This window comes from Pseudomonas baetica (genome assembly GCF_002813455.1).
In the GTDB taxonomy this organism is placed as follows: domain Bacteria; phylum Pseudomonadota; class Gammaproteobacteria; order Pseudomonadales; family Pseudomonadaceae; genus Aquipseudomonas; species Aquipseudomonas baetica.
In genome coordinates this window covers 2808864-2820550 of the sequence record NZ_PHHE01000001.1, presented here as the reverse complement: position 1 = coordinate 2820550, position 11687 = coordinate 2808864, and the positions used below count along the sequence as shown (strand labels likewise).

At 59.5% G+C, this 11687-nt stretch carries 10 protein-coding genes; 8 read left to right on the top strand and 2 right to left on the bottom strand.

Annotation, left to right across the window (positions count from 1 at the left end; translation table 11 throughout):
- Positions 1–52 precede the first annotated feature (52 nt).
- The 8 genes from ATI02_RS12790 (at position 53) to ATI02_RS12755 (ending at position 8588) form a co-directional block, all read left to right on the top strand.
- Positions 53–388: a YceK/YidQ family lipoprotein gene (locus ATI02_RS12790; protein ID WP_100846450.1), complete on the top strand. Its 336-nt coding sequence runs from the start codon at positions 53–55 to the stop codon at positions 386–388.
- Positions 389–393: 5 nt separating this feature from the next.
- Positions 394–1116, top strand: coding sequence for a DUF3800 domain-containing protein (locus ATI02_RS12785; RefSeq protein ID WP_420875206.1), 723 nt, complete (start codon positions 394–396; stop codon positions 1114–1116).
- A 209-nt stretch (positions 1117–1325) separates the two neighbouring features.
- Positions 1326–3083 (top strand): carbamoyltransferase family protein, encoded by a 1758-nt coding sequence (locus ATI02_RS12780; RefSeq protein WP_007967355.1) that lies wholly within the window; start codon positions 1326–1328, stop codon positions 3081–3083.
- Entirely contained in the window at positions 3067–4197 is a 1131-nt protein-coding gene (locus tag ATI02_RS12775) for a glycosyltransferase (RefSeq protein WP_095187373.1), read from the top strand. The genes ATI02_RS12780 and ATI02_RS12775 overlap by 17 nt, the downstream gene beginning before the upstream one ends.
- Positions 4197–5093 (top strand): antimicrobial resistance protein Mig-14, encoded by an 897-nt coding sequence (locus tag ATI02_RS12770; RefSeq protein ID WP_100846449.1) that lies wholly within the window; start codon positions 4197–4199, stop codon positions 5091–5093. The genes ATI02_RS12775 and ATI02_RS12770 overlap by 1 nt, the downstream gene beginning before the upstream one ends.
- 8 nt (positions 5094–5101) lie before the next feature.
- Positions 5102–6538 carry a PIG-L deacetylase family protein gene (locus ATI02_RS12765; protein WP_100846448.1) on the top strand — a complete coding sequence of 479 codons (1437 nt, stop codon included), beginning with the start codon at positions 5102–5104 and terminating at the stop codon, positions 6536–6538.
- Positions 6535–7689, top strand: a complete 1155-nt coding sequence (locus ATI02_RS12760; protein WP_095187371.1) for a glycosyltransferase family 4 protein — start codon at positions 6535–6537, stop codon at positions 7687–7689. Before ATI02_RS12765 ends, ATI02_RS12760 begins: the two co-directional genes overlap by 4 nt.
- Before the next feature lie 14 nt (positions 7690–7703).
- Positions 7704–8588: a glycosyltransferase gene (locus tag ATI02_RS12755; protein WP_095187480.1), complete on the top strand. Its 885-nt coding sequence runs from the start codon at positions 7704–7706 to the stop codon at positions 8586–8588.
- An 18-nt stretch (positions 8589–8606) separates the two neighbouring features.
- Here ATI02_RS12755 and ATI02_RS12750 read toward each other — a convergent pair whose 3' ends face one another.
- Positions 8607–9824 carry an acyltransferase family protein gene (locus tag ATI02_RS12750; protein ID WP_095187370.1) on the bottom strand — a complete coding sequence of 406 codons (1218 nt, stop codon included), beginning with the start codon at positions 9822–9824 and terminating at the stop codon, positions 8607–8609.
- A complete protein-coding gene (locus ATI02_RS12745) occupies positions 9824–11686 on the bottom strand; it encodes a bifunctional O-antigen ligase/aminoglycoside phosphotransferase family protein (RefSeq protein WP_100846447.1) in 1863 nt (620 codons plus the stop codon). The genes ATI02_RS12750 and ATI02_RS12745 overlap by 1 nt, the downstream gene beginning before the upstream one ends.
- Between the last annotated feature and the right edge of the window lies 1 nt (position 11687).

Below are 11687 nucleotides of genomic sequence, written 5' to 3'. Positions count from 1 at the left end.
GCCCGCTCCAGCCCCGATGCTAGTTTGCCCTGACCACTTCGGAGGGCACCTCTTGACGATTAAAAAGGCTGTGACGCTGGGCGTTTTTTCCTGGGTTTTATCAGGTTGCGGCAGCGTATTGACCCTGTTGCAGGACGACGCTGACGCCGCCCGCGATCTGCGCAAACAAAAAACCTACTGCCAATCCATTCCGCGGATCTACAGTGGTTTGGCCTACGACTTCTGCGTCCTGAACGCGCCACCCGACCCAACGGGGTTTCTGGTGCCGTTCGTGCTGCTGGACCTGCCGTTGTCCGGTATGTTCGACACCGTGGCGCTGCCCTACACGATTTATCAACAGCTCGTGGATGGCAATATCGGTATCTATTGGCGATCGGATCGCGGGTAATTGTTTTGCAGTTTTCTTTGTTTGAAAGTCAGAGCGAGTCGCGAGCGATTGTTGAAGCGGCGGTGCTCTTGTATCCGGCCGTCCAGAAATTCAAGTTCAACCATATGGGGCACGATCTGATCGGGCTGCATGAGCTCGAGATCCGAAAAGAAAAAGGAGCATTCTCCAGTCTATTCACTTCAAGAGCACACAAGCAGGCCTTTCCTGACGAGTTGACCGGCATTATCGAGGCCAGCAATTTCGTCCTGATCAGCTGCGTCATCGACAAGGCCTTGCTGCGTGAAAAGCAGGCATCTGCTGACAACCCCTATCACCTGGCTCTCGGCTTCTGTCTGGAAACGCTGCATGAGTTTTTGCAGGAAAAGCATCAACAAAAAGCATTAACGCATGTGATTTTCGAGCGGCGAGGCAAGCGCGAAGATAACGAGCTTGAGCTGGAATTCCGCAGAGTGTGCGGTGGTGCAAATCGATTGGGAATTCGACTGCCATTTGACATCGTCTTCGCGACAAAACAAGTGAACTCGACCGGATTGCAGCTGGCTGATCTTGTTGCGAGATCCATTTTTGAGGGCCGGTCAGGAAAATCGCGCGTTCGATGTGCTCAAGCGCAAGTTCTACTGCAGCGGTGGGCGGCGGAACAACGCTGGAGAAGGTTTCGAGAATTGGGGGTTGAAGGTTTTCCCTCCCCCAGAAAGCGAAAAGCCCCGGTGATCTCACCGAGGCATTAGCGCCGACCGGGATCCCCCAGTCCATTTGCACGGGAGTCTATGTTGGGAGGCTCGGGAGTGTCAACGCGAAGGCCCGCCAGTTCCGCTAGAGGCTTGTCGGCGCTTTTACGCTATAATCCCGCCCTTTAGCTGTCTCTCGCCCGGTGCGAGGGCACATCAATTTTCAAGGCGCATCGCGCCTGCATGCAGACTAAAGAGGCTAGACCCCTGTGGCATTGACGATTCTTGGCCTGTCCGGCGCCCTTAGCCATGACCCTTCAGCCGCGTTGTACATCGACGGCAAGCTGGTGGCGGCGGCTGAAGAAGAGCGCTTCGTCCGCGATAAGCATGCAAAGAACCGCATGCCCTACGAATCGGCGAAGTTCTGCCTCGAACAGGCTGGCATCAAGCCGTCCGACGTTGACGTGGTGGCGATTCCGTTCGCCCCGATCAGCCTGTTCGGCAAGGCCCGCTGGCACTACGCCAAGCGCTACTGGTACGCCCCGGACCGCGCACTCGATGCGATCCTGATGGGCAACCGTCGCTACAAGCGCTATCGCAACAAGATCGTCTGGTGCCTGGAGCAACTGGGTTTCGATCCGAAGAAGATCAAGATCGAGCCGGTCGAACACCACTTGGCTCACGCCTCCAGCGCCTACCACTGCTCGGGTTTCAAAGAGAAAACCGCGATTCTCGGCATCGATGGCAAGGGCGAATACGCCACGACCTTCTTTGGTTATGGCGAGAACGGCAAGATCCACAAGATCAAGGAATTCTTCGATCCGGATTCTCTCGGCGGCCTGTATGGCGCGATTACCGAGTTCCTTGGTTTCGAGATGCTCGACGGCGAGTTCAAGGTCATGGGCATGGCGCCTTACGGCGACGCCAGCAAATACGATTTCTCGCGTCTGGCCTCGTTCGAGAACGGCGAGCTGGTGATCAATACCGACTACGCCAACGTGATCGGCCTGCGTCGCTACAAAGAGAAGGGCAAAGGCTTCTACTTCTCGCCGAAGCTGATCGAGTGGCTGGGTCCGAAGCGCGAAGGCGACATCGCTGACGAGCCGTACATCCACTACGCCGCGAGCATGCAGGCGCTGTTCGAGAAACTGGCGTTGCAGATGATCGACTACTACCTGGGCGATGTGCTCAAGGAAACCGGCAAGCTGGCTTTCGCCGGTGGCTGTGCGTTGAACGTCAAGCTCAACCAGAAAATCATCGCCCGCGATGACATCAAGGAACTGTTCGTACAGCCTGCTTCCGGCGATGCCGGCACCGCGGTTGGCGCCGCAGCCTATGTGTCCCACGCCCGTGGCGTGCCGGTCGAGAAGATGGAACACGTCTACCTCGGCCCGTCCTACAGCAACGAAGATGTGATCGCCGCGTGCGCCCGTCACGAGAACAAACCGACCTGGCGCAAGCTCGACAACATGCCCGAGCAGATCGCCAAAATCATGGTCGATGGCAACCCGGTGGCCTGGTTCCAGGGGCGCATGGAGTTCGGTCCGCGTGCACTGGGCGGGCGTTCGATCATTGGTTGCCCAAGCGTGGCCGGTGTAGCTGACCGCATCAACCACCAGATCAAGTTCCGCGAGCGCTGGAGGCCTTTCTGCCCGTCGATGCTCGACACCGTTGCGCCACAGATGATCAAGATCGATCACCCGGCGCCGTTCATGACCTTCACCTTCGAAGTGGCTGAAGAGTGGAAGACCCGCGTGCCGGAAGTCGTCCACGAAGATGGCACTTCCCGTGCCCAGGTGCTCAAGCGCGAATACAACCCGCGCTACTACGACATGATGAAGGCCCTGGAAAACCTCACCGGCAACGGCGTGTCGCTGAACACCTCGCTGAACCGTCGCGGTGAACCGATGATCTGCTCGCCGACCGACGCCCTGAACATGTTCTTCGGCTCTGATCTGCAGTACCTGATCATGGAAGACATTCTGGTGGTCAAAGAGGGCGCAAACGCTTATGACTCGCTCGGCTGAACGCCATGTGTTGCAGTTCTGTCACGGCTATGACGGGCCGTTCCTCGACTGCGCACGGCAATACGCCAGCCTGTTCGCGGGTACCGGTTATCGGGTGACCACGGTCTTTTTGACCGGGGCCGCCGACAGCGAGGTAGCCGCCGCGTGTGCTTCCGATGAAGTGTTGTTCATGGAATACAGCTCCAAGGCCATTCGTGGCCTGAAGCTGGGCGCCATCGGCGATCTGCGCAAGATCGCCGCTTCACGTAATTTCAGTTTCTGCATCGCCCATCGCTTCAAGCCGATCTATATCGCCTTGCTCGGCACTTCGCTGCCGGTGATTGGCGTGCATCACGCGTTTGACGATTACAAACGCGGCACGCGCAAGCTGTTCGCACATATTTTCCGCAAGCGCCTTAGTCTGCTTGGCGTCTCTGATGCCGTGCGCGACGACATGCGTCGTTGCCTGCCGAAGTGGCCGACCACGCGCATCCAGACCCTTTACAACCGTATTGACGTGGCTGCGCTGCAATTCAATCAGGTGTCGGCCCGTGAAGCCCGCGAGACTCTCGGTCTGGCGGCGGATGCGTGGATTGTCGGCAACGTCGGGCGGCTGCACCCGGACAAGGATCAGGCCACTCTGCTGCAAGGTTTTGCCGCGGCATTGCCGGGTTTGCCCGCTAATAGCCAGCTAGTGATCCTCGGCAAGGGCCGGCTGGAGCAGGATCTAAAGGAGCTGGCTCGCGAGCTGGGTATCGGTGACCGGGTGCTGTTTCTCGGACAGGTGCCGGACGCGCGTAATTACTTCCGCGCCTTCGATGTGTTTGCCCTGAGCTCTGATCACGAACCGTTCGGCATGGTGCTGCTGGAGGCCATGGCCGCTGGCGTGCCTTTGCTGGCCACCGCGTGCGGCGGGGCCAAGGAAGTGGTCGAAGGCGTGGGCATTCTGTTTCCGCTGGGCGATGCCGAACACCTTGCGCAAGGCCTGCAACATTTGGCGGGTATGGATGATCAGCAGCGCCTGCAATGTGCCGAGCTGATGCTTGATCGCCTGCGTGAGCGTTTCTCCGACCGTGCGGTGCGCGACACCTTCTGGCGTCTGCCGCAAGTTACCGATCTGGCACCGAGGGGCTGATGCTCAACCGATTTCAAGGCTGGCGCGAACGTGGCTGGTCGCCCGTCGACGCCTCCACCTATGCAACCGCCTGGCAGCGTTTTGGCGGCAGCGTCGCGACCCATCCACTGGTGGTCGAACGTCTGGCCGCGCTAGCCGGCATCCCGGTCCGTTATCTGGCGTGGGAGCAGGGCGGCGAAGTCAAAGCCGCGATCCCGACATGGGGCCGCGATCTGGCACTGTCCAAGGATGTGCTCAAGCGCCACGGCAAAAAAGGCCTGTTCGACCTCGGCAACGCCGAGCTGGTTCTGCCGGCCGCCGCGGACGCTAAAGCGCCATTGCGTCATCGCGGGCGCTACTTGTCGGCTCTCAACGAAAGCCGCTTCAGCGGCATGAAGTTGCAGACCGAACAACTGGCCATGGCCCGTACCCCGGAAGAGCTGTCGAAGAAGTTTCGCTACAACCAGCGCCGCGAACTGCGCCTGCTGGAAGAGGCGGGCGGTATGGTGCGGCCGGTGGGCGAGTTTTCCAGCGCTGAGCTGGCCGCGATCTACTGTGATCTGTTCCAGCGCCGCTGGGGTTTTCCGGCTACCGGCGCGGCACGCATGGCCGAGGTGATCGAGCTGCTGCGGGAATTGCTGATCGGTTCGGTGATCTTCCTCAACGATGCGCCCATTGCCATTCAACTGGTGTACCGCGTCGAAGCCCCCGAGTGGATCAGCGTCGAGTACATCAACGGCGGCGTCGACCCTGAAACCCGTGAATTCAGCCCCGGCAGCGTACTGAGCTTTCTCAATACACAGGGCGCCTGGGAACACGCGCGGGCGCTGGACAAGCCGCTGCGTTTCTCCTTTGGTCGTGCCGACCGTGAATACAAGGATCGCTGGTGCAATCCTGTGCCGGTGTTCACCGTATGAGTCAGCCCATGAGCCGCAAACAGCAACTGCTCAAGCGTCATCGTCGCAATAAACGCATCACCTTGCTGATCGCCCTGATTGTGCTGATTGCGCTCGGCGTGCTGGTCGCGTGGTGGTTGCCGCTGATACTCGCCGTGGTCGGCTGGATCGCCCACGAAGCGTGGTTTGCCGATCACTTGTTCTACTCGCCAAAAGACGATTACCAATACAGCTTCCCTCCGTACACCCCGCAGCCGAAAGTGCATCTCAGTGGCGAACAGTTACGTCTGGACGAGGGCGTTATGCTGCTGGACGAGGCCACGCTGATACTGGCGGTGCGCGTCAAAAGCACTTGGCTGGGGCGCTTTTTCGATCCGCGCGTCGAGCTGGTCGGTGGGACAAATCCTGATGCGCAAACCTTCGAGCGCGGCGTCAATGGCCTGCGTTACCTGAACCTCAGCGGTCAGGCGCAAGCCTTGTCGCAAGGCCAGTTGTGTCTGCGCGGGCGGTTCTGCCGGGTGGCCGGTGAGCCGGTGCTGTGGGCGCTGGAGCAACCGGACTATCGCCGTCAGCGCGTGATGGTGATTGCACCGCACGCCGACGATGCCGAACTGGCCGCCTATGGCTTGTACAGTCAGGCCGATAACGCCTGGATTGTCACCCTGACCGCTGGCGAAATCGAAGCCGAACACTATCAACAGATGGGCATGAACAAAGTCGAGGCGGCGCGGCTCAAGGGCCGTCTGCGTGCCTGGGACAGCCTTGCCGTGCCGCGATGGGCCGGCGTGCCGCAGGAACACTGTGTGCAGCTCGGTTATTTCTGCCTGCAACTGGCAGCTATGCAGGCTGCGCCGAATCAGGCGGTGGGTTCGCGGGAAGCTGACCTGAACGACACGCGACTATTTCGTCAGTTGAATCCGTTCACTCTGCCGGGCGATGCCGACGGCGCACCGACCTGGAACAATCTGCTGGCCGATCTGCGTGAAGTGCTGCTGCGCGCCCGTCCGGACGTGATCGTGTTGCCACACCCGACACTTGATCCGCATCCCGATCATATCTGCGCTCAGCAAGCTGTACTGCAGGCCTTGAGCGGGCTCGACTGGCAGCCGACGTTGCTCGGTTATGCCAATCACTTGCATGACAACGATCGCTGGCCGATGGGTAACGTCGGCCAAGGCATCGCGCTGCCTCCGGCCTTCGATGCGACGGTGCCGATGCAGCCGCTGTGCCTGCCGTTGTCCATCGAGCTGCAACGCGACAAAGCCATGGCGCTGGGCATGATGCATGACCTGCAGCCACCTGTACCGTTCAAGCGCCGTTTGCGTCGACTGATCCAGCGTCTGCTCGCCGATCGGGCACCGTCGATGTATGGCGAAAACGAGTTTTTTCGAAAAGCGGTCAGACGCCAGGAATTGCTCTGGTTACTGAAGCAAGGTGAGGCTGGCGTCCACCGGGGAGAGTTATGAGTCAACGGTCAAAGGTTCTGCAGCTGCAACCTGACTACAACGTCAAAGCCAATGATTTCGCCGACCTGGCCGAGCAGATCGTCAAGGCGCTGCCATCGGATCGCTATGAAGTGACCGCAGCGTTTCTGCGGGGCAAGCCAGGACCCGGCGAGCCGGTGAGTCGCGCCGACCGTTCGGTGTATTTCGAATTTTCCGACAAGTCGCTCAAGGGCATGCGCCTGCGAGCGATGTGGCAGTTGTACAAGTTCTGCCGTCGGGAAAAATTCGACGTGGTGATCTGCAACCGCTTCAAGCCGGTGAACATGATGCTTACCCTCAACCGCTGGTTGAAGGTGCCGCTGTGTATTGGCATCTCCCACGGCTTTGGCGAGTACGATCGTTTCTACCGGCGCCGTCAGACCCAGCGCCTGATCGATCGGCACTGGCGTTTCGTCGGCGTGTCGCCGGCGGTCAAACAGTATCTGCTGGACTGTGATTGCGGCTTTACCGAGCAGAACACCTACGCCATCACCAATGCGATCGACATCGAGCAGGCCGAAGGCTTGCAGCACAGCCGCGAAAAAGCCCGCGAGCTATTGGGCATTGAGCCGAATGTGCGTTTGATTGGCGCGCTGGGGCGACTGGTCTCGGTCAAGGGCCACACCTATTTGCTCCAGGCCTTTGCCGCGCTGAAAGACAAATACCCGAACACTCAACTGGCAATTATCGGTGCCGGTCGCTTGCAGGCGCCGCTGGCGGCCGAGATCGAGCAATCAGGCCTGAGCGGTCGTGCGCACCTGTTGGGTTTCAAGGAAAACGCTCTGCAGTACGTGCGTGCCTTTGATATCTGGACCATGCCGTCGCTGGCCGAAGGCCTCGGCCTGGCCTTGCTCGAAGGCATGAGCGGACACCTGCCGGTAATCGCCTCGAACGTGCCGGCGATGCTGCCGCTGATCGAAGGGGCTGGCGGTCTGGCAATCACCCCCAAGGACGTGCCGAGTCTGGTAGCGGCACTGGATAACTATCTGGCGCTGTCGGACGACGAGCTCAAGGCCAAGGGCGAGCAAGCCTACCGCTATCTGCAGGAACAACATGATATCGAGGTGTTCCGTCAGGAGTACCTGGACCTGATCGACTCCGGCCTGGAACAGGCCCGCAAGGAGCAGCCGTGAGCGAAGAAAAAGCCATGAGCGCGATGCAACCCATCGTCACCGTCATCATCGCCTCGTACAACCATGGCCCGTACATTGAGGAAAGTATCCTCAGCGTCCTCAACCAGAGCTACAAAAACATCGAGTTGCTGGTGGTCGATGACGGTTCGCAGGATGACAGTGCCGAGCGCATCAAGGCGTTACAGGCTCAGCACGGTTTCGATTTTCGCGTGCAGCAGAATCAGGGCCTGACCAATACGCTGAACGGTGCCATCGCCCGCTCGAAAGGCAGCCTGATTGTGCCGTTCGGCTCCGACGACATCATGTGCCCGGAGCGTATCGCTACTCAGGTCGCCTACATGGATGGCAAGCCGGAGGTCGGCATCTGCGCCGGCAACATCGAGTTGATGCACGCCGACGGCAGCCTCTACCCGGAGAAGCGTCAGCGCCGCGATGTACCGTTCCGTCGCCTGGATTTCGATGACATGTTTCTGGAGCGCAAGCCGTATCCACCGGCGCCAACCCTGATGATCCGTCGTGAAGCACTGGACAAGGTTGGCGGATTCGATCCGACGATCCGGCTGGAAGACCTTTATATCGAGCTGAAGGTGACCCGTGCCGGTTACTTCATTGATGGCCTGAATGTGGTGATGGCGCGCTACCGCAAGCACGCCACCAACTCGTACAAGAATCATCGCTTCATGATCGAGAACATCCTGCGCACCTACGCGCAGTTCAGCGACCATCCGCTGTACGACGAAGTGCGCTACAAGTCGCTGAATTCGATGTTCCTCAAAACCGCCAACCGTGATCGCAAGCTGGCTCGGGAACTGCTGGCGCAGATCCCGTTCAAGGCATGGAACAAAAAGACCTGGCGCGGTCTGGGGCGGCTACTTTTTTCGCCGCTGGAAAAGGACTGAGGCAGCGCTCGCTCGCTTTCAGCGAGCGACTTTCTCCGACAGGCGCTTGTCGCCCTTCTGGCGCTGGCGCAACCAGTTCAGAAGCTTCCTGCCGGCGGCCATGCCCGGCAATTCGATGTAGAGGAAGGTCGCGCTGCTGATCAGAATCAGCAAGCAGGTGCAGATCGCCAGCAACGGCAGATACACCCAGGTTTCCCGTGCATCCACATGCACAATCAGCGGCAGACGCTGCACCATCAGCCACAGCACGAAACCATGCAGCAGGTAAGTGCTGTAGCTGATCTCGCCCAGCCAGCGGATGCTGCGTGGTTTCAAAACACCGAACAGGTTGTTGCCCGAAGCCACGATCACGAAGAACACCGACAGCAGCATGAGCGGCGCCATCTTGAAGGCTCGATTGAAGGCGGTGAACGCGATCACCAGGGCGAGCAGGGCGATGAAGCTGGCCAGACGTGACTGGCTCCACGCTAGCAGGGCGGGCCGCCTAATCCAGTATGCGGCGGCGATCCCTCCGAGGAAGCTGGCGAGGAAATGTTTCTTCAGCGAGTGTTCCCAGCCGACCAACTGATACAGCGCGTAAATGCCAATCAGGCACAGCACCACTTGCAGCCAGCTGCCGCGGTAAATGAACACCAGCGCCGCCAGTGGCAGCGCCAGATAGAAGAACACTTCGTAGGCCAGGGTCCAGGTGACGTTGGAAATCAACATGCCGGTCTGGTGATATTGATTGATGTCGGGCCGATCGAACGTCAGCCAGGCGAGGATCTGTTTGAGCAGCTCTGTGACCGGCTCTTTCAGTTCCCACTGCTGTAGATGGAACACGGTCACGAACACGATCAACATCAGGGGCAGGTAGAGTGGGTACAGCCGAAACAGTCGCGAAATCCCGAACGCCAGCCAGTCGTGCTGGCGGCCCTGGGTCAGCAGGCGGTTCCAGAACAGAAACCCGGTGATCATGAAGAACAGTGCGACGCAGCCCTGGCCGAGCATCGAGTAAAAATTGCTCGGTGGAAACGCGAAGACCCCGGTGCGCAGAAAGATCCAGGTAATGATCGCGTGGTGTACGAATACACCAAACGCCAGATAACCGCGCAGGCCATCGATGCTGGCATAGCGACTTTCACCGGAATGCTGCAGATGTCGGCTGATTTTCGGAACCGCGCGCACTAACAGGGCGGCGGATACGATGGCCAGCAGATAAGCTGCCAGCGCGATGAACGGATCGGTTTCGGTCATTAATGAACTCGGGCCGTCAGGTTTCCGGCCAGCACTTGCCTGTGCAGATTATCCACAGCGGAGGGTGACGCCGTCATGGCGTATCCCTGAAGCAGCGCATCGAGGTGATCCTCGAACAGCCAGCGCTTGTCGACGGTGTAACGTTGCATATGGCGCAAATTGCGCTGACGCAGCGAATGACTCAGTGCGCTCGGGTAGATGCGCAAATCCGCCAGATCAATCAGCCCGAACTCACCATCTTCCAGCACCAGCACGTTGCCCAAGTGCAGCGAACGGAAGTACACCCCTTTTTCATGCAATTGCGCCATGAATTTGCCGAAGCGCTCCACCAGCGCCTGACGCACGGCCGGGGCGGTGATGCTTTGCAGCACCTGGCGCAGCGTGTGACCGGGTAGCGGAGCGTAATGCACGGCGCTGCTGCCATCATCGAGGCGATACAGGTGCAACACTTGCGGGGTAGGAATGTCCATCTGCCGCAGTTGTTCACTGTTGACCGCGAAGCGCTCGGAGTAGGGGTTGAAGCTGCCGGAAGTGTACCAGCGCCGACGGCGGAACAGCTTCAGGAAGCTGCCATCGGCCAGGCGCAGGACTTTCGGGCCGAGGCCATCTTCTTCGATGATCTGTGCCGCGCTGCTCAATTGCTCCAGGCCTGTGGCCGAAAGCTTCTGCACCGGCAGGGTCAACAAGCGGCGAGCGCGCTGATTGATGCTGACGGCCGCGATCAGTGCCAGTGGAATCCACAGCAGGAACCAGTGCTCCTTGGGCCGCGAAATGATCCCGCCACCTTCGGTCAGCCCCGCGCCAATGCCGAACACCAGCAAGCTCGAGGCGATGATCAACAGCGGCTGGACCCGTTGGCGCCAACTGCTCAACAAGCCCCAGAGCAGGAAAAACAGCCACGGCAGCAGGCCGAAGATCCCGACGTAATACAGAACGCCCAGCGCGAAGCTGTGGGGCTCCTGGAAGCTGTAACCCACACCGGGGTCGACCGACAGCGTGGCGCTGAAGCCATGTCCGACCCACGGATGGTCGGCAATCTTTTGCAGCACCTGCTGCCAGATTTCCAGACGGTAGGAGTCGCCACGCTCGATGATCATTTGCGCAAACAGGCTGAGGACTGTCGCACCGCTGATGGCCAATGCAATCAACAGCCCCAGTGAACGGCGGTTCCAGCAAATGAAGCAGAGCCAGACAGCGGCCATGGTCAGTGCCACCAGGGGGGTCCTGGATCCCGTGCCGATCACGGCCATGAACATGATCGCCATGGCTGGCACGCTCAGCCACATCATCTGGCGGCGTTTACAGGTCATGGTCACGGCTAGCCAGTACGCGCTGAAGAAACCGAACAGGTGCGAACTCAGAAGCGGGTTGTCAAAAGCACCGCCGCCGATCAGGCGCATCCCTGGCTGGTAAACCTGGGCGAACTTGAACAAAAAGAACGTTGTGGCAATCAGGGCGACCAGCGCGGCGGTAAATAGCAAGGGTTGCAGGATATCGTTGCGATAACGCACCAACAGGTAGCTGCCTGCAAACAAGAGCACGGTATGCAGTGGCGGCTTGAACATCCCGCCGATCGGCTCATCGCCCGGGCTCCAGCAAAGGCTGAGCAGTGCCCAGGCGACGAACATTAAAAGCGCGATAAAGATTGGCTCGCGCAGCAGCTCCTTGAGCTCGCGCGGCCGCAGACACAGGGCGATCAATGTCGGAATGCTGAACAGCCCGTAAAAAAGTTTGTGGTGCAGACTTCGGCCCGGCAAAAAGAACAGCGCACACAAGAGCAAGAGATAGCCTGCGGGAAGAATCCACAGGCAGATGAAATCGAAAACTCGATTGGACGTACTGTTGAAGCCGCGAAGTTGCATG

Bases quoted from the DNA above. Each gene is read 5' to 3' on its own strand.
- ATI02_RS12770 (WP_100846449.1), top strand. From the start codon at position 4,197: ATGCTCAACCGATTTCAAGGCTGGCGCGAACGTGGCTGGTCGCCCGTC.
- ATI02_RS12755 (WP_095187480.1), top strand. From the start codon at position 7,704: ATGAGCGCGATGCAACCCATCGTCACCGTCATCATCGCCTCGTACAAC.
- ATI02_RS12745 (WP_100846447.1), bottom strand. From the start codon at position 11,686: ATGCAACTTCGCGGCTTCAACAGTACGTCCAATCGAGTTTTCGATTTC.
- ATI02_RS12765 (WP_100846448.1), top strand. From the start codon at position 5,102: ATGAGCCGCAAACAGCAACTGCTCAAGCGTCATCGTCGCAATAAACGC.
- ATI02_RS12760 (WP_095187371.1), top strand. From the start codon at position 6,535: ATGAGTCAACGGTCAAAGGTTCTGCAGCTGCAACCTGACTACAACGTC.
- ATI02_RS12750 (WP_095187370.1), bottom strand. From the start codon at position 9,824: ATGACCGAAACCGATCCGTTCATCGCGCTGGCAGCTTATCTGCTGGCC.
- ATI02_RS12775 (WP_095187373.1), top strand. From the start codon at position 3,067: ATGACTCGCTCGGCTGAACGCCATGTGTTGCAGTTCTGTCACGGCTAT.